This window comes from Flavobacterium difficile (assembly GCF_011392115.1).
In the GTDB taxonomy this organism is placed as follows: Bacteria; Bacteroidota; Bacteroidia; order Flavobacteriales; family Flavobacteriaceae; genus Flavobacterium; species Flavobacterium difficile.
This window is the reverse complement of record NZ_JAAJBT010000011.1, coordinates 29,893-45,979: the sequence shown is the minus strand read 5'-3', so window position 1 is coordinate 45,979 and position 16,087 is coordinate 29,893. Positions and strand designations below refer to the sequence as shown.

Sequence of the window (16,087 nt, the reverse complement as noted above, 5' to 3'; positions counted from 1 at the left end):
ACAGCCTTTTAAAACTAAATTTTATTCTAAAAACAAAACCCATAGCCCTGATAGTAGCGGCATCTTTTTACAAAAACACCCGAAAGGTTATTAAACTTTCGGGTGGGATTGTAAAAAATATAGCGGAGAGCAGGTTAAAGCTACTAAAAAAAATTATACCTATATAATGAAGTATGAATTTAATTACTCGCTTTTACTTTTTCTTTATTCTTTATGGACCAATTTAAAATTAATTGGTTTTCTGAAATAGGCTTTTTTGCTTCTTGTTTGGCAAGTTTACCTTCATCAAAGCAACGTTGTAAATAGGTTTCTATGTAGAAATCTTCTGGAACTTCCATTGGATCGTAAATTTCTTTCAAATTTATATTAAACAATTTCGCGGTATTGTTTGACCAGAAAGCTTTCCAACCACTCTTATAGTCTTTAATTAAGTCAAAAGTTGTTTTACCGGTTTGCCTGTTGATGAGCTTTACCAAAATTTGTCCTTGTTTACGAGATAGTTTTTTAAGTTTGGGTTCGAACTCTTCATTTAAATACTTTTCGACTAACTTGAAATATTTTTTCTTTTCTTTTTGAGTTTTTAACTTCGCCATTGTGGCATTAATCTGTGTTAATTTTTCTGCAGTTAATTTTGCATAAGGATACACAACACGAACGCGTCGCTCTAATAATTTAATTTGTTCGCGTTCTTCTTTGGTAAGTTTGACTTTACTTTCATCTGTAATAGAAACTTCTTCGATTATAATTTCTTTTATAGTATCTGAATCTTGAATATACACAATTGTATCTGACACCCCTGAACCTTCTTCTTCTTGAGCGGAAAGCAAAGTGAAACTAAATAAAAAAACTAACTGTAAAAAAAAGCGTTTCATACCTATATATATTAAAGTGTAAAATTATAAATTTTATTAGCAAGTTCAATGCCAATTTTTTATTTTAGCAAAAAAATATCATATAAATGAAAAGTATATTAAAAGACAGTTCGATTGCGTTTTTAGAAACCTATTTAAATAATGCCTCTCCAACTGGATATGAAAGCGAAGGTCAGAAATTGTGGATGGATTATTTGAAACCTTATGTAGATACATTCATCACAGATAATTATGGAACAGCTGTTGGCGTTATCAATCCAGACGCACCATTTAAGGTAGTCATTGAGGGACATAGTGATGAAATTTCTTGGTATGTAAACTACATTACTGATGATGGTTTAATATATGTGATAAGAAATGGAGGAAGTGATCATCAAATAGCGCCTTCAAAACGTGTTAACATCCATACAAAAAAGGGAATTGTTCGCGGTGTTTTTGGGTGGCCAGCCATTCATACTAGAATTGCTGGAAAAGAAGAAACAGCCAAAGTAGAAAATATTTTTATTGATTGTGGTTGTAGTACGAAACAAGAAGTAGAAGATTTAGGCGTTCATGTTGGTTGTGTTATTACATATCCTGATGGTTTTGAAATTTTAAACGGAAACAAATTTGTTTGTCGCGCCATAGATAACAGAATGGGCGGTTTTATGATTGCTGAAGTAGCCCGTCTTTTAAAAGAAAATAAGAAAAAATTACCATTTGGTTTGTATGTTGTTAATGCAGTTCAGGAAGAAATTGGTTTACGTGGAGCAGAAATGATTACACAAAGCATTAAACCTAACATTGCTATTGTTACAGATGTTACCCACGACACCTCTACACCAATGATAGATAAAAAAATTCAAGGTGATTTGAAAATGGGGAAAGGTCCAGTTATTGCTTATGCCCCTGCAGTTCAAAATAAATTAAGAGATTTAATTACAGATACCGCTGAAGAAAAGAAAATTCCATTTCAACGCCATGCTACTTCAAGAGTTACTGGAACAGATACCGATGCTTTTGCTTATAGTAATGGTGGCGTACCAAGTGCTCTAATCTCGTTACCTTTGCGTTATATGCATACTACTGTAGAGATGGTTCACAGAGAAGATGTAGAAAATGTGATTAAATTAATATACGAAACACTATTGAAGTTAGAAAACAATCACGATTTCTCATATTTTAGATAATAACAAATTTCAAAATAAATTAAAACCAGGTTTCGACTTGGTTTTTTTATTCTTATAAAAAAAATGATCGCACAACAAAATCAATCGATAGCCTTTAAATGGTTTGAAGCTTTTAATGCACATGACTTGGAACAGTTATTAAGTTTGTATGATGAACAAGCCCTTCATTTTAGTCCAAAACTAAAAATTAGAAAACCAGAAACAGAAGGTTTAATTAAAGGAAAAAATGCGTTACGCGTTTGGTGGCAGGATGCATTTGATAGATTACCAACATTATTTTATAAAGTAACTTCGTTAACTGCAAATAGTGACAGAGTGTTTATGGAATATATTCGTCAGGTGGAAAACGAAGAAGAAATGCTTGTGGCTGAAGTTTTAGATATTAGAGATGGCAAAATTATTTTTTCTAGAGTATACCACGGCTAAGAAGAATTAAATAACTAATGAAGATAATTCAAAAAAAATACAATAAAAAATCCCGATGAGAATCGGGATTTCTTTATTTTTATAATAGAATTTATTTTCCTAACATTCCTGCTTTTAAATCGTCATCAGCAGGCTTGTTCCCTAACCAGATTCCGAATAATGCCTTTTTGAAATCTAAACCATCAATAGTTCCTTTTTTAGTTCCATTTTTGTAAACAGAAACACCTTCACCAGGCACGTAAACTATAATAAAAATGTCTTTTTTATTAATTTTTTCTTTAAAGAAACCTTTAAACTTATCGATTTTAGCTTTTAATGGTGCTGTTTTTTTACCAGTAGAATTCTCAAAACCTTCCGTGATTGCTGTTGTCATTTTTTCAGAAGAAATTAAACCTGAAACAATATTCAATTTAATAGCCATTGCTTCATTTGCCGCTGAAATAGCATTTCCGTCAGTAGATTTTTTTGATACATATAGCGAACCTACATACATGTCCATGAACATTTTTTCACGAACTCCTGCCCCATTCAAAGTTAGATTTTGACCTTCAACTGCTAATTTAGCATCTACTTTAACATCTCCAACTGTTTTCTGTGCTGAAGCGAAAATTGCTGTTAAAGCAATAAATAATGTAAGAATTTGTTTTTTCATGATAGTATATTAAAATTTAGTTATTGCTAAGTTAAGTTATATTTTTGTTTTGTCCAATTAAATAATTGTTTTTTACAATTAATCTTGTTTCGAATCTGGATTTACTTTTTCACCAATAGTTTTCAACTGAAAAATAAAAGCGTTTAATTCAAAACCAAGCAAGACCAAAATGCAATTTAACCACACATAAAACATCATTACAAGAAGTGTGCCAATAGAACCATACAACTCATTGTACCTTGCAAACTTTTCTACATAAATACCAAACAAAAAAGAAGTCAAAACAAACAAAACTGTAGTCATTACAGAACCGTAGCTTATAAACGAAATTTTTCTAGTTTCTCTGGTTCCGAATTTATACAAAGTAGAGGTAATTAATAAAATCATTAAAAACACAAAAGCATATCTTATGGTTTCTAGCAAAGGAATTTTTGACACATAACCACTCTGGGTTTCTATTTGATGAATTAAAACTGCTACAAAAATTAAAGTTGCTACAGTAAGTAATAATAAAAACGCAATGATTAACGACAAAGCAATTGCAATGGCATACTGTCGAAAATAGCCTCTTTTTACACTAATATTTTTAGACATTTCAAATCCGTCTAATAAAGCATTGATACCGTTAGACATTAAGAAAATTGACAATAAAAAACCTGATGAAAGTAAGCCGTTATAACTATTATTTAAAATATCTTTTAAAATAGCTTCCACAGCATCATAGGTATTTGGCGGCACACTTTGCGATACGAATGTTAAAAAATCATCTTGAAAATTTTCTAATGGAATGAATGGAATTAAATTCAGTAGAAAAAGCGCAAAAGGAAACAAGGCCATAAAAAAACTAAACGCAATCGCACTAGCACGATGGGTTACTCCGCCAGAAATAATTCCTGATAGATACAATTTAATGATATCATATAAGGAACTGCCTTGCAAACTTGGAAATTGAATTTGCTGTAACAAAACAATCAATTGCTTAATTACGGGTAGATTTTTGATAGTTTCTTTATTGAATTTCATAGTTTTTTAAGCCAAAAAGGCATTAAGACACAAAGTTGTTTTTATAACGCTTTTAAACTTAAATCCATATTATAAACCGAATGTGTTAAAGCGCCTGATGAAATGTAATTCACTCCGCATAATGCATATTCTCTTATTGTTTTCTCATTAATGTTTCCAGAAGATTCCGTTAAACATTGCTGACCAATAATTTCAACAGCTTTTTTAGTGGTTTCAAAATCGAAATTATCTAATAAGATACGATACACACCTCCAGCTGCTAAAATCTCTTCCACTTCTTCAATGTTTCTAGCTTCTACAATTATTTTTAAATCTTTGGCGTTATCTTTTAAATACTGTTTCGTTTTAGCAATTGAAGCGGTTATTCCTCCCGCAAAATCGTTGTGATTGTCTTTTAACATAATCATATCGTACAACGCGAATCGGTGATTTTCGCCACCACCAATTTTAACAGCCCATTTTTCACAAGCCCTGAAATTTGGAGTAGTTTTTCTAGTATCTAAAATTTTAGCACCTGTTCCTTCAATTAATTTTACATAATTTTTAGTTTTTGTAGCAATAGCGCTCATTCTTTGCATGCTATTTAACACCAAACGTTCGGCTTTTAATATCGATTGCGAACTTCCATGTACATGAAAAACCACATCGCCATATTTTACTTCCGTACCATCTTTAATAAAAGTTTCTACCTTCATATTGGAGTCTACATAATTAAAAACCATTTTTGCGAATTCAACACCAGCGATAATTCCGCTATCTTTTACTAAAAGTTTGGCACTTCCTTGTGCTGATGCTGGAATACATGCCAATGAACTGTGGTCGCCATCGCCAACATCTTCTCTAATGGCATTGGAAATAATTAAATTTAATTCGTTTTGAAATTGTTGTTCTGTAATCATATTTTTTATTTTTAGCCACGAAGGCACTAAATCACTAAGAAATTTTATTTATTGTATTTTTAATTGGCACATTGACATACCAAATAATTGACTAATTATACCTCATCAGTGGTAAATGATTGTAGCATTTTCTTTTTATAAGGTCGTATGATCAAACGCGCTTCTCTATCAAAACGAATGTAATTGTAAACCCAATTTAAGAAAACTACCGCTTTGTTTTTAAATCCAATTAAGGAAATCAGATGGATAAACATCCAAACAAACCAAGCAAATACGCCACTAAAATGAAATTTTGGTAAATCAACCACTGCTTTATTTCTACCAATAGTTGCCATTGAACCTTTATCGTTATATTCAAACGCTTTTAAAGGTGTATTATTTTGTAAGTTCACTAAATTTTCTGCTAACAAACTTCCTTGTTGAATAGCCGGTTGTGCCATTTGTGGATGTCCTTTCGGATATTTTTCCGTTTCCATGATACAAATATCACCGATGGCAAAAATATTTTCGTATCCTTTTACTCTATTATAGGCATCGACTTTAATTCTATCAATTCTTTCAAAAATGGCATCTTTATTTAAACCACTAATTAATTTTCCTGACACTCCTGCCGTCCAAATTACGGTTGAAGAATGAAATTCTAAATCTGCATTAGTAGTCACCACAACGCTATCATAACCTGTAACTCTAACGTTTTTATGAACATTGACACCTAATTTAACCAAGAATTTTTCTGCCGCTTCAGAAGATTTTTCTGTCATTGTGTCTAAAATTCTTTCGCCACTTTGAACCAAATGAATTTGCATTTTATTGATATCTAAATCAGGATAATCTTTAGGTAATACGGCTTTTTTCATTTCAGCTAAAGCACCTGCTAACTCTACTCCTGTTGGTCCGCCACCAACTAAAACGAAATTCATTAAACTTTCACGTTCAGATTCGTCGTCAGTTAATAAAGCGGCTTCGAAACTTTCTAAAATTAAACTTCTAATATTTAATGATTGCGGAATAGTTTTCATCGACATACTATTTCGTTCAATTTCTTTATTTCCAAAATAGTTGGTTTTTGTACCTGTGGCTACTACTAAATAATCATAATGTAAAGGACCAATATCTGCAATAATTCTATTATTTGTTGCATCAATTTCTTTCACATCTGCTAATCTGAAGTAAAAATCTTTATATTCTTTAATCACTTTACGAATCGGATAGGCAATGGAATCTGGTTCTAAACCACCAGTTGCTACTTGATATAATAAAGGCTGAAAGGTGTGATAATTATGTTTGTCCATCATTACCACTTGATAGTTTTTATTTCTTAATTTCTTAGCTAAAGATATTCCGGCAAAACCGCCACCTATAATTACAATTCTTTTTAAACTAGAATCTGGTATGTTCATTTTTGAAGTGTTTATGTACAAATTTAAGTTATATTTTAGTTTTTTGGAACACAGATTAGAGAAATTTAAAAAATCTTTATGTTCATAAAAATCAATCTCATTATATTATTTAAAACATATAAGTCATATACGTTTTTTTTGAAACACATATTTTATTTTGGTGATCTAAGTAAAAGGCGCTTCGCTTTAAATAGTTCCTATAGTTATGAAAAATGAAATCTTTTGAAACATATATTAAGCTTTTATTTTTTGAAACCGCAAAGTTCGCAAAGATTTTTCGCAAGGTTCGCAAAGTCAAATGTTTTCACTAATCACTTTATACTTTTTACTTTTAACTTTTAACTTGGCTCTTTGTACTTGGCTCTTTGTACTTGGCTCTTTGTACTTGGCTCTTTTTACTTGGCTCTTTTTACTTGGCTCTTTACTTTCCGCTTTTTACTTTTTTTAATAATCTTTGTAACAAAAATCAAAACACTGCTACTTATTAAATATGAGATCTGAATCAGAAGAAAGTTTCGTTAAACAATTAAAAGCTAATCAGAATATTGTCCACAAAATTTGTAGACTGTATACTTCTGACCAAGACTCACATAACGATTTGTTTCAGGAAATTACCATTCAGCTATGGAAGGCTTTCCCGAAGTTTAGAGGCGAATCGAAATTTACTACTTGGGCGTATCGCGTTGGATTGAATACCGCTATTACCTTATATCGAAAGAAGAAAAGAAGTATAGAAACCACACCTTTTGACACAGAATTTCACAGAATAAAAACAGATGAATACAATTTTGAGGAAGAAGAACAATTAAAATTAATGTATAAAGCCATAGCTGAGTTGAATGACATCGACAAAGCTTTGATATTTTTATACTTAGAAGATAAAGATTACACGGAGATTTCAGAAACACTGGGAATAAGTGAAGTGAATGCACGAGTGAAAATGAACAGAATTAAAGGGAAACTTAAAAAAATATTAAATCCGTAACTATGGATGAATTAGAATTATTAAAAAAAGATTGGAAGAAAAACGACGGGCAATTTAAACAAGTTTCAGAAAATGAAATTTATGGCATGTTGCACAAAAGTTCGTCTTCTATTGTAAAATGGATATTTATTATTAGTATTATTGAATTGCTTTTAGGACCTTTATTAGGCATCTTATTAAGCAGTAAAGAATACAACTTGATGTTAGAAAGATATCATTTAAAAACTGTCATCTTAATTTTTAGCATTATTAATTATACTGTTATTTTGTATTTCATTTATAAATTTTATACGAATTATAAGAGAATTAATGCCACAGATTCTGTGAATCATTTATTAAAAAATATAATTGACACGCGCAAAACAGTGAAACATTACATCACATACAATTTATCAATGGGCGTAGTTTTGTTCTTTATAGTTTTTGGTTCACAAGCTATTTATGAACCGAAGATTGTAAAACTAATTCACGATATTGGAGGAGATTCTAACAAGGGTTACATTATAGTTTTTGGTATTTATTTTGTAATTACAATTGTAGTCATGTTTTTTGTCTGGTTATTTTACCGATTAATATACGGAATATTACTTAGAAGACTAAAACGCAATTATAACGAACTACAAAAAATAGAGTATTAAAAAAAAGTCCTGATAAATATATCAGGACTTTTTTTTAATATTTCCATTGACGCTCTTTGTCTAATTTCACAGAATCCTCTAAAATTTCTTGAGGAATTACTTTTAAAAATGAAGGGTGTTGTTCAATGGCGTATTCGATTTGTTCTACAATTTTTTCAACAGAATCATTTTCGTAATCGATTTCTAAAGGTGGTTTAATTTCCATCGATTGTAAAATACCTTTTTTCTTTACAAATAAACCTTTTCTGTCAAACGATCTTCTAAAGCCATCGATTACGATAGGAACTACAATAGGTTTATGTTGTTTGATAATGTGTGCTGTTCCTTTACGAACGGGTTTGAATGAACGAGTTGTTCCTTGTGGAAAGGTAATTACCCAACCGTCTTCTAAAGCAATTTTAATATTCTCGGTATCGTTCGGATTCACTTCTCTTTGCACATCTTTACCTTCTGCACGCCAAGTTCTTTCTACAGTAATTGCTCCAATATAAGCTAAAATTCTAGGCAACAAACCTTCTGTCATAGTTTCCTTAGCAGCTACATAATAAATATTTAGCTTAGGCTGCCACAAATAAAATACATTTTTGATATTGTCTTCTCTACCTTTTAAAGCAGCATTAAAAACATGAAACATGGCTGTTACATCTGCAAAATAGGTTTGATGATTCGAAATAAATAACACATTTCTATCTGGCAAACTTCTGATAATTTCAGAACCATCAATTTGTAAGCTATTAAAACTTCTATATCTAGAATGTGTAATTGCACCAAAAATACGAATCAACCATTTTTTGATAAACAATATATGTCCGAATGGATTTCTTTTAAATAATCCCATAAGTTTTACATTTAAAAAAGGGTTGCAAATTTAGCAATTTTATACTATTTGATTGCATTTTTAAACAACTCTTTTAACTCACTGAGCATCATTGCGGTAGCACCCCAAACCACATATTTTTCCACTTGAAAAGCAGGAACATCAATATTTGTAGCGTAAGAAGTAGTCATTTTTGTTTGTACGATTATTTCATCATTAAGTAATTGATGGATAGGTAATTCTAAAACCCTTTTCACTTCATCTGGATTAGGAGTAAACTCTAAATTCTCTGTAGAAAAACCCAAATACGGTGTGACCAAAAAATTACTTGGTGGAATATAAATTTCGCTACATTGTCGGATTACCTCAACTTTATGCATCGCTACTCCAACTTCTTCTTCTGTTTCTCTAAGTGCTGTATTTTCTAGAGTTGCATCTTCGATTTCTTCTTTTCCGCCTGGAAAACTAATTTGTGAAGAATGCACACCTGGATAGGTATTTCGAACAATCAAGGCCAAATGTGCGACATCATTTTTCGGATAAACTAACATTAAAACCGCAGCATTTCTGGGTTTCTTTTCGGTATACGATTTGTCTTTAAGATAAGTTATTCGTTCCAAAGGTGCCATTTTTATGTGTGCATCTGAGGCTAACAACTTTTCTTTCTTTAAATTTGCAATATTATTTATAAAACGACTGAATTCCATTTTGAGTTTTCTATTTGATAAAGTTACAAAAAATATTTACAAAAATGTATAGTAAAGCCGAGGCACAATTAATAAAAAAAGAATTCTGGTCTACTTTTGGAAACGAATATCCACGAAAATGGTTGTTGTATAATACTAAAATTAAAGACGTTACTTTTAAATTTAATGTTGACAACAAAAAAGCCTATGTGATGCTGGATATTGAACCAAAAGACGAAAACAAAAGAAAAATTTATTTTGAAAAAGTAGAATCGTTAAAGGATATTTTGATAGAGGAATTTTTACCTGATGTCATTTTCGATAGAGAACATTATTTAGAAAGTGGAAAAATAATCAGTCGTATCTGGGTAGAACTCTCAGAAGTAAGTTTGAACCGAAAATCCGATTGGGAAACTATTTTCAATTTCTTTTATGACAAAATGGATGCTTTTGAGCGTTTCTTTTATGAACATGAAGAATATATTAAAGACTTAGAGATGAATACTTAATCGATTCGCTTTAGTTTTACAAGTTGGCTTTTTAAAGTCAACTATAACAAATAGGCTTTAATAAACCTATTTAATCAAAAAAACAAATACAGAATAGGCTAAAAAGAGGCATTTTTTAAAAAAAGGCTTTTTTTAGCCTATTTTTATATACATTTGTAAGACAAGACTTTAAAAAATGATAGCAATAATTACAGGAGATATAATAAATTCAAGAAAAGTAAATTCGGAAACTTGGTTACCAAAACTAAAAGAATATTTATCCGAACATATAATAGAACAAGAAAAATGGGAAATATACAGAGGCGACAGCTTTCAAATTGAAGTAGCTACAGAAAAGGCTTTAGAAATTGTTTTAAGTATAAAAGCATTAATAAAATCTAACAGCAAAACAGATGTAAGAATGTCGATTGGTATAGGTGAAAAAAATTTTAACGGAGCAAAAGTAACCGAATCAAACGGAACGGCTTATGTTAACTCGGGAGAAAGTTTTGAAAAAATTAAAAATAGCAGCTTAATTTTAAAAAGTCCAAATGAGGAATTTGACAAATATTTTAATCCGATGTTAAAACTCATAAGTTTTATTGCAAATAATTGGAAGCCCGTAACAGCAGAAACAATCTTGTTTGCTTTAAACAACAGAAACTTAATGCAAAAAGAAATAGCAGAAAAATTATCAAAAGACAAAACCACAATAAACAAAGCTCTAAAAAGAGGTGGTTATGAAGAAATTGTAGAAATAATCAACTTGTATTCAAAAGAAACGCAACAATGGGAGAACTAATATTAAAAGTCATATTAGCACATCTTTTGGGTGATTTTGTATTTCAAACCCAAACCATGGTTGATGGCATTGAAAACAAAAAAATTAAATCGAAATATTTGTACTTACATGTATTGATTCATCTCACACTACTACTAACGCTAACTGGATTTGAAAAACAGTACATTTTTCCTGCAATCTTACTATCAATTTCACACTTAGTTATAGATATATTAACAAAAATTATTCTCAAAAATAAAATTAATCACCTAATTAACTTCTTGTTAGATCAGTTACTTCATTTCTCTACAATTGCAGTATTTATAAACTATTTTCATGAATATAATATCGCATATAAGTCCATTTTTAATCCTGAAAACTACTTATTAATAATTGCTTTAGTTGGCATTACATTTTTTTCTTCTGTGGTAATAAAAAAAATCATGGAGATATTTAATTATCCATTACCAAATGACGGAATTGAAGATGCAGGCAAATACATTGGAATGTTAGAACGCTTATTTATCTTCACTTTTATAATTGCAGATTTTTGGGAAGGAATTGGATTTCTGTTAGCAGCAAAATCAATTTTCAGATTTGGAGACTTAAAGGAACATAAAGAAATTAAACTAACCGAATACATATTAATAGGAACATTAATTAGTTTTGGTTTAGCAATGTTAATAGGACAAATGTATTTGAAAACTAAAAATCTTTTATAATGGCACTAAGGTTTATATCGCTACGCTGACAAAAAAGAAATTGACATTAAAAACCTAAAAATGAGTAACAAACAACAAGAGTAATGGAGCTAAACAAAAACAAACTTTTTATAATCTTATGTTAACACCAATCTACATTACAAATTAAATCTTATTTTTGTACAAATATTTTTCATAATGAAAAAAGTAATCTACTTATTAATATATCTGTTTGCTATTTTAGGATTTTCTCAATCTGACTCTACATTAGTAAAAGTTAGAGGTAAAATTTTAGATATAAAAAACCAAACACCTATTGGAAGAGTTACTGTTTTAAATAAAAACAACTCCGCTGTAGTTTTGGCTTCAGAAAATGGTGAATTTGAAATAAATGCCAATATTAATGATAAATTATTATTCTCTCATTTAGGCTATAATTATGTAGAAATAGAAGTCAACCAAAAATGGCTATCTGGAAATAAAACCATTCAATTAATTGAAAAAATAAACGAAATTGAAACTGTGGTCGTAACCAGCTATACTTTAACTGGTTATTTGGTTATCGACACGAAACTTATTCCTGTTAACGAAAATTACAGATATAATATTGCTGGCTTAAATTTAGGTTACGAACCTGGGATGAAAGCAAAAAATGCTACTGAAAATTTACTAACGGCTTTATCAAACCCAATTGATTTGGTATATTCTTTATTTAATGGAAAAGAAAAAGAATTGAAAAAAACGTTAGATTTAAAAAATGATGCCAATTTCGCTGCCATATTAAGCAAAAATACCGACAGAGAATCGCTAGTTATGCTTTTACAAATGAACAAGAATGAAATTGAAAAGATACTAGAAAAATGCAATTACTCTAGAGCTTTCATTACAACGGCAACAGATTTACAAGTTTTAGATGCCTTAGCAACTTCATACAATGATTATAAAGTATTGAAAAGAAAATAAAAACAAGTAATATTTAAAAAAAAAGAAAGAGTCAGTAAGTTATTACTTGGCTCTTTTTACTTTTTACTTTTTACTTGGATCTTCTTTCACAAACTGCTTCTCAATATAGTCTATATCTTTAATCGTTTTTCGCGTCCAATCTAAACGTTTTTCTAAAACTTCGTCTTCGGTTAATTGCCAATTTATATCGGAATGACGCATTCTGTTCGTAATATCCTGAATGACTAAAGCTGCCGAAACGGAAATGTTTAAACTCTCTGTAAAACCCACCATTGGAATTTTAATAAAACCATCCGCTTCTTTTATCACTTCTTCCGAAAGGCCATCAATTTCAGTTCCGAAAAAGATTGCCGATTTTTTAGTCACATCAAATTCATCTAACATACACGAATCATTATGTGGCGTTGTAGCAATTATTTGATAACCTTGTGCTCTTAAAGTAGCGATACAATTCTTTATATTATCATATCTATTGATGTCTACCCATTTTTCAGCACCCATAGCAATTTGCTTGTCAATGGATTTACCATAACGCTGTTCTATAACATGCAAATTCTGAATACCAAAAACTTCACAACTTCTCATTACCGCACTTGTATTATGTAATTGAAATACATCTTCTACAGCAATTGTAAAATGATTGGTTCTATTTTTTAAGACTTCAATAAATCTGTTTTTTCTATTTTCAGACATGAAGTTCTCTAAATATTCTAATAAAGCAAGTTTGTTTTTGGACATTTTCTTAATTTTACTGCAAAGTAACAAAATTTATGCAAAAGAAAATAGTAGTTTTAACTGGTGCTGGAATGAGTGCAGAAAGCGGAATTTCTACCTTTAGAGATTCGAATGGACTTTGGGAAAATCATGACATTATGGATGTGGCTTCTCCAATAGGTTGGAAGAAAAATCCTAAATTGGTTTTAGATTTTTATAATGCACGAAGAGCTCAATTGAAAGAAGTACAACCCAATAGAGGCCATGAAATTTTAGCTGAATTAGAACAAAGTTTCAATGTGCAAATTATTACTCAAAATGTAGACAATTTACATGAACGTGCAGGAAGTTCAAATATTTTGCATTTGCATGGCGAATTGGTAAAAGTGCGTGGTGAGTTTTCGGATGAGGAAAGTATTTACTGGGAAAACGACATAAATTTAGGTGATGTAAACGAAAATGCAGAACAACTTCGACCTGATATTGTTTGGTTTGGTGAACAAGTTCCTGCGATTGATTTTGCGATTCCTCACATGCAATCTGCTGATATTGTTATAATCATTGGAACTTCTTTGCAAGTTTATCCTGCTGCTGGCTTGATGCATTATGCTAAATCGCACGTTCCGGTTTATTACATCGATCCAAATCCAGCAACCATTTATGATTTAAAAAATCCATTAGAAGTTTTACCTATGAGTGCCAGTGAAGGAATGGAGATTTTAAAAGAGAAATTATAAGTTAAAGAATACAGATTAGAGAAATAAGAGAAGTTTTAATAATTAATATAATTTTTCAATCTGTGTTATAAAAAAAACTCCAAACTAATTACTCATAACTAATCACTAATCACTAAATTTGCACCTTTAAAAAACAACACAACATCATGCAACTAACTGAATTAAATGCCGTATCGCCAATTGACGGTCGTTATAGAGGTAAAACCAAATCGTTATCCGCTTATTTTTCTGAAGAAGCTTTAATTAAATATAGAGTTTTAGTTGAAGTAGAATATTTTATCGCTTTATGTGAAAATAACCTACCACAATTAAAAGGTGTAGATAAAAACCTTTTCGGAAAATTGAGAGGTATTTATGAAAATTTTTCAACTGAAGAGGCACTTTGGATCAAAGAAACGGAGAAAACTACGAACCACGACGTAAAAGCGGTAGAGTATTTTATCAAAAAGAAATTTGACGAATTCGGATTAGAAGCTTTTAAAGAATTCATTCACTTCGGATTAACGTCTCAAGATATTAATAATACAGCGATTCCGCTTTCTGCGAAAGAAGCCTTTGAAAATGTGTATTTACCAAGCTTAATTGCGATTGTTCAAAAATTAAAAGAATTGTCGACAGAATGGAAAGATATTCCGTTATTAGCTCGTACGCACGGACAACCAGCTTCTCCAACTCGTTTAGGAAAAGAAATTTTAGTTTTCGTAGAACGTATCGAAGAGCAAATGCGTTTGTTATTTAATGTGCCTTTTGCAGCTAAATTTGGTGGAGCAACTGGAAATTACAACGCGCACAAAGTTGCCTATCCAAACCACGATTGGAAAGCTTTCGGAACAAAATTTGTTGAAGAAACTTTAGGATTACGCCATTCGTTTCCAACCACTCAAATTGAACATTATGATCATTTTGCAGCGTATTTCGATGCTTTAAAACGTATCAACACCATAGTAATCGACTTAGATAGAGATATTTGGACATACGTTTCTATGGATTATTTCAAACAAAAAATCAAAGCAGGAGAAATTGGTTCTTCAGCCATGCCACATAAAGTAAATCCGATTGATTTTGAAAATTCAGAAGGAAATTTAGGAATTGCGAATGCGATTTTCGAACATTTATCAGCAAAATTACCAATTTCACGTTTACAGCGTGATTTAACGGATAGTACGGTTTTACGTAATATTGGTGTGCCAATTGGTCATACACTTATTGCTTTTGAAGCCACCTTAAAAGGCTTAAATAAGTTATTATTAAATGAAGAAAAATTTGCAGAAGATTTAGAGAAAAACTGGGCGGTTGTAGCAGAAGCTATTCAAACTATTTTACGTCGAGAAGGTTATCCAAATCCATACGAAGCACTAAAAGATTTAACTAGAACTAATACTGTTATCAATAAAGAATCCATTCATGCGTTTATTGAAACGTTAGAGGTTTCTGATGCTATTAAAGCAGAATTAAAAGCCATTACACCAAGTAATTATTTGGGAATATAATTCAGTTCTCAGTCTCAGTTATAAGTATACAGTAAATCCTGCTAATTTATTTTAGTAGGATTTTTATTTTTATTACTTTCAATTAAAATAAATTACACTATGTCACGTTTTAATGAAAAGTGATAAATGAAAAGTTTTTGGGTCTTATTGTTATTTGTTTGGAGTTTTCAACAAAATGTTGAGTTAGAAAAAATCGATTCGAAATTATTTGATAAAATTAATAGTATTCGTGTTGAGAATAAATGTTCTAAGTTAAAAGTTGATGTGAATTTAAATCAAGCCGCAAGTAATCAGGCGGAATATATCGCAAGTAAAGAAGTTTTAGATCATGTTCAGAATGAAAATCCCAAAACAAAAAAGCTTATAGATAGGGTAAATTTTTTCTGTAAAAGTGAGTATAGCAAAGTTGCAGAAAATTTACTGTTTACAACAATTTCAATGCAAACTATCGATTCTGATCTGTTAGCTGAAAAGATGAAGTTACTTTGGGTAAAATCTTCCAATCATTTTAAAAACATTAAGAATACTGAGTATAATTACACTGGTTTTGGATTTGCGTTAAATAAGTCTAAAACTAAAATTTACGTAGTTCAGGTTTTTGGAAAAAAATAAAAAAATCCATTCCGATGGGTCGAAATGGATTTTT

General features: G+C 30.6%; 19 protein-coding genes. 11 read left to right on the top strand and 8 right to left on the bottom strand.

The genetic code is table 11. From position 1 onward, the window contains the following. Positions 1 to 179 precede the first annotated feature (179 nt). A complete protein-coding gene (locus G4D72_RS12980) occupies positions 180 to 872 on the bottom strand; it encodes a DUF4294 domain-containing protein (RefSeq protein ID WP_166078159.1) in 693 nt (230 codons plus the stop codon). Between the two features lie 86 nt (positions 873 to 958). Here G4D72_RS12980 and G4D72_RS12975 point away from each other — a divergent pair, with 86 nt between their 5' ends. Beyond that, the gene (locus tag G4D72_RS12975; protein WP_166078158.1) at positions 959 to 2,041 is read left to right on the top strand and encodes a M42 family metallopeptidase; all 1,083 of its coding nucleotides are present in this window, start codon (positions 959 to 961) and stop codon (positions 2,039 to 2,041) included. Positions 2,042 to 2,104: 63 nt separating this feature from the next. Then, positions 2,105 to 2,467 (top strand): nuclear transport factor 2 family protein, encoded by a 363-nt coding sequence (locus tag G4D72_RS12970; RefSeq protein ID WP_166078157.1) that lies wholly within the window; start codon positions 2,105 to 2,107, stop codon positions 2,465 to 2,467. Positions 2,468 to 2,558: 91 nt separating this feature from the next. On the opposite strand, the gene G4D72_RS12965 is transcribed toward G4D72_RS12970, so the two are convergent. The 4 genes from G4D72_RS12965 to G4D72_RS12950 all read right to left on the bottom strand — a co-directional run bounded on the left by G4D72_RS12965 (position 2,559) and on the right by G4D72_RS12950 (position 6,441). Beyond that, positions 2,559 to 3,119: a chalcone isomerase family protein gene (locus tag G4D72_RS12965; RefSeq protein ID WP_166078156.1), complete on the bottom strand. Its 561-nt coding sequence runs from the start codon at positions 3,117 to 3,119 to the stop codon at positions 2,559 to 2,561. 78 nt (positions 3,120 to 3,197) lie between these two features. Beyond that, positions 3,198 to 4,142: a YihY/virulence factor BrkB family protein gene (locus G4D72_RS12960; RefSeq protein WP_166078154.1), complete on the bottom strand. Its 945-nt coding sequence runs from the start codon at positions 4,140 to 4,142 to the stop codon at positions 3,198 to 3,200. 41 nt (positions 4,143 to 4,183) lie between these two features. Then, on the bottom strand, positions 4,184 to 5,041 hold the full coding sequence (gene nadC, locus G4D72_RS12955; RefSeq protein WP_166078153.1) for a carboxylating nicotinate-nucleotide diphosphorylase: 858 nt from the start codon (positions 5,039 to 5,041) through the stop codon (positions 4,184 to 4,186). Positions 5,042 to 5,136: 95 nt separating this feature from the next. After that, on the bottom strand, positions 5,137 to 6,441 hold the full coding sequence (locus G4D72_RS12950) for an NAD(P)/FAD-dependent oxidoreductase (RefSeq protein ID WP_166078152.1): 1,305 nt from the start codon (positions 6,439 to 6,441) through the stop codon (positions 5,137 to 5,139). 490 nt (positions 6,442 to 6,931) lie between these two features. Between G4D72_RS12950 and G4D72_RS12945 the strand changes: the two genes are divergently transcribed. Continuing rightward, positions 6,932 to 7,426 (top strand): RNA polymerase sigma factor, encoded by a 495-nt coding sequence (locus G4D72_RS12945; protein WP_166078150.1) that lies wholly within the window; start codon positions 6,932 to 6,934, stop codon positions 7,424 to 7,426. A 2-nt stretch (positions 7,427 to 7,428) separates the two neighbouring features. Then, on the top strand, positions 7,429 to 8,064 hold the full coding sequence (locus G4D72_RS12940; RefSeq protein WP_166078149.1) for a hypothetical protein: 636 nt from the start codon (positions 7,429 to 7,431) through the stop codon (positions 8,062 to 8,064). A 34-nt stretch (positions 8,065 to 8,098) separates the two neighbouring features. Here the strand turns inward: G4D72_RS12940 and G4D72_RS12935 are convergent, their stop codons facing one another. Together G4D72_RS12935 and G4D72_RS12930 are read right to left on the bottom strand one after the other, a co-directional pair. Beyond that, the gene (locus G4D72_RS12935; protein WP_166078148.1) at positions 8,099 to 8,902 is read right to left on the bottom strand and encodes a lysophospholipid acyltransferase family protein; all 804 of its coding nucleotides are present in this window, start codon (positions 8,900 to 8,902) and stop codon (positions 8,099 to 8,101) included. A gap of 44 nt (positions 8,903 to 8,946) precedes the next feature. Next, positions 8,947 to 9,588 (bottom strand): NUDIX hydrolase, encoded by a 642-nt coding sequence (locus G4D72_RS12930; protein WP_166078147.1) that lies wholly within the window; start codon positions 9,586 to 9,588, stop codon positions 8,947 to 8,949. A gap of 44 nt (positions 9,589 to 9,632) precedes the next feature. Here G4D72_RS12930 and G4D72_RS12925 point away from each other — a divergent pair, with 44 nt between their 5' ends. The 4 genes from G4D72_RS12925 to G4D72_RS12910 all read left to right on the top strand — a co-directional run bounded on the left by G4D72_RS12925 (position 9,633) and on the right by G4D72_RS12910 (position 12,500). Then, positions 9,633 to 10,076 carry a DUF4268 domain-containing protein gene (locus G4D72_RS12925; RefSeq protein WP_166078146.1) on the top strand — a complete coding sequence of 148 codons (444 nt, stop codon included), beginning with the start codon at positions 9,633 to 9,635 and terminating at the stop codon, positions 10,074 to 10,076. Between the two features lie 175 nt (positions 10,077 to 10,251). Further along, positions 10,252 to 10,857: a SatD family protein gene (locus G4D72_RS12920; protein WP_166078145.1), complete on the top strand. Its 606-nt coding sequence runs from the start codon at positions 10,252 to 10,254 to the stop codon at positions 10,855 to 10,857. Then, on the top strand, positions 10,845 to 11,558 hold the full coding sequence (locus G4D72_RS12915) for a DUF3307 domain-containing protein (RefSeq protein WP_166078144.1): 714 nt from the start codon (positions 10,845 to 10,847) through the stop codon (positions 11,556 to 11,558). Before G4D72_RS12920 ends, G4D72_RS12915 begins: the two co-directional genes overlap by 13 nt. A gap of 177 nt (positions 11,559 to 11,735) precedes the next feature. Beyond that, positions 11,736 to 12,500: a carboxypeptidase-like regulatory domain-containing protein gene (locus G4D72_RS12910; protein ID WP_166078143.1), complete on the top strand. Its 765-nt coding sequence runs from the start codon at positions 11,736 to 11,738 to the stop codon at positions 12,498 to 12,500. A 63-nt stretch (positions 12,501 to 12,563) separates the two neighbouring features. Here G4D72_RS12910 and G4D72_RS12905 read toward each other — a convergent pair whose 3' ends face one another. Continuing rightward, the gene (locus G4D72_RS12905; protein WP_166078142.1) at positions 12,564 to 13,238 is read right to left on the bottom strand and encodes a TrmH family RNA methyltransferase; all 675 of its coding nucleotides are present in this window, start codon (positions 13,236 to 13,238) and stop codon (positions 12,564 to 12,566) included. Between the two features lie 32 nt (positions 13,239 to 13,270). Between G4D72_RS12905 and G4D72_RS12900 the strand changes: the two genes are divergently transcribed. The 3 genes from G4D72_RS12900 to G4D72_RS12890 all read left to right on the top strand — a co-directional run bounded on the left by G4D72_RS12900 (position 13,271) and on the right by G4D72_RS12890 (position 16,053). Further along, entirely contained in the window at positions 13,271 to 13,951 is a 681-nt protein-coding gene (locus G4D72_RS12900; protein WP_166078141.1) for an SIR2 family NAD-dependent protein deacylase, read from the top strand. A 146-nt stretch (positions 13,952 to 14,097) separates the two neighbouring features. Beyond that, on the top strand, positions 14,098 to 15,441 hold the full coding sequence (purB, locus tag G4D72_RS12895) for an adenylosuccinate lyase (RefSeq protein ID WP_166078140.1): 1,344 nt from the start codon (positions 14,098 to 14,100) through the stop codon (positions 15,439 to 15,441). Between the two features lie 126 nt (positions 15,442 to 15,567). Continuing rightward, positions 15,568 to 16,053, top strand: coding sequence for a CAP domain-containing protein (locus G4D72_RS12890; RefSeq protein WP_166078139.1), 486 nt, complete (start codon positions 15,568 to 15,570; stop codon positions 16,051 to 16,053). Positions 16,054 to 16,087: the final 34 nt, after the last annotated feature.

Coding starts and splice junctions, on each gene's coding strand:
- G4D72_RS12980 (WP_166078159.1), bottom strand. CDS start 872: ATGAAACGCTTTTTTTTACAGTTAGTTTTTTTATTTAGTTTCACTTTG.
- G4D72_RS12975 (WP_166078158.1), top strand. CDS start 959: ATGAAAAGTATATTAAAAGACAGTTCGATTGCGTTTTTAGAAACCTAT.
- G4D72_RS12970 (WP_166078157.1), top strand. CDS start 2,105: ATGATCGCACAACAAAATCAATCGATAGCCTTTAAATGGTTTGAAGCT.
- G4D72_RS12965 (WP_166078156.1), bottom strand. CDS start 3,119: ATGAAAAAACAAATTCTTACATTATTTATTGCTTTAACAGCAATTTTC.
- G4D72_RS12960 (WP_166078154.1), bottom strand. CDS start 4,142: ATGAAATTCAATAAAGAAACTATCAAAAATCTACCCGTAATTAAGCAA.
- nadC (WP_166078153.1), bottom strand. CDS start 5,041: ATGATTACAGAACAACAATTTCAAAACGAATTAAATTTAATTATTTCC.
- G4D72_RS12950 (WP_166078152.1), bottom strand. CDS start 6,441: ATGAACATACCAGATTCTAGTTTAAAAAGAATTGTAATTATAGGTGGC.
- G4D72_RS12945 (WP_166078150.1), top strand. CDS start 6,932: ATGAGATCTGAATCAGAAGAAAGTTTCGTTAAACAATTAAAAGCTAAT.
- G4D72_RS12940 (WP_166078149.1), top strand. CDS start 7,429: ATGGATGAATTAGAATTATTAAAAAAAGATTGGAAGAAAAACGACGGG.
- G4D72_RS12935 (WP_166078148.1), bottom strand. CDS start 8,902: ATGGGATTATTTAAAAGAAATCCATTCGGACATATATTGTTTATCAAA.
- G4D72_RS12930 (WP_166078147.1), bottom strand. CDS start 9,588: ATGGAATTCAGTCGTTTTATAAATAATATTGCAAATTTAAAGAAAGAA.
- G4D72_RS12925 (WP_166078146.1), top strand. CDS start 9,633: ATGTATAGTAAAGCCGAGGCACAATTAATAAAAAAAGAATTCTGGTCT.
- G4D72_RS12920 (WP_166078145.1), top strand. CDS start 10,252: ATGATAGCAATAATTACAGGAGATATAATAAATTCAAGAAAAGTAAAT.
- G4D72_RS12915 (WP_166078144.1), top strand. CDS start 10,845: ATGGGAGAACTAATATTAAAAGTCATATTAGCACATCTTTTGGGTGAT.
- G4D72_RS12910 (WP_166078143.1), top strand. CDS start 11,736: ATGAAAAAAGTAATCTACTTATTAATATATCTGTTTGCTATTTTAGGA.
- G4D72_RS12905 (WP_166078142.1), bottom strand. CDS start 13,238: ATGTCCAAAAACAAACTTGCTTTATTAGAATATTTAGAGAACTTCATG.
- G4D72_RS12900 (WP_166078141.1), top strand. CDS start 13,271: ATGCAAAAGAAAATAGTAGTTTTAACTGGTGCTGGAATGAGTGCAGAA.
- purB (WP_166078140.1), top strand. CDS start 14,098: ATGCAACTAACTGAATTAAATGCCGTATCGCCAATTGACGGTCGTTAT.
- G4D72_RS12890 (WP_166078139.1), top strand. CDS start 15,568: ATGAAAAGTTTTTGGGTCTTATTGTTATTTGTTTGGAGTTTTCAACAA.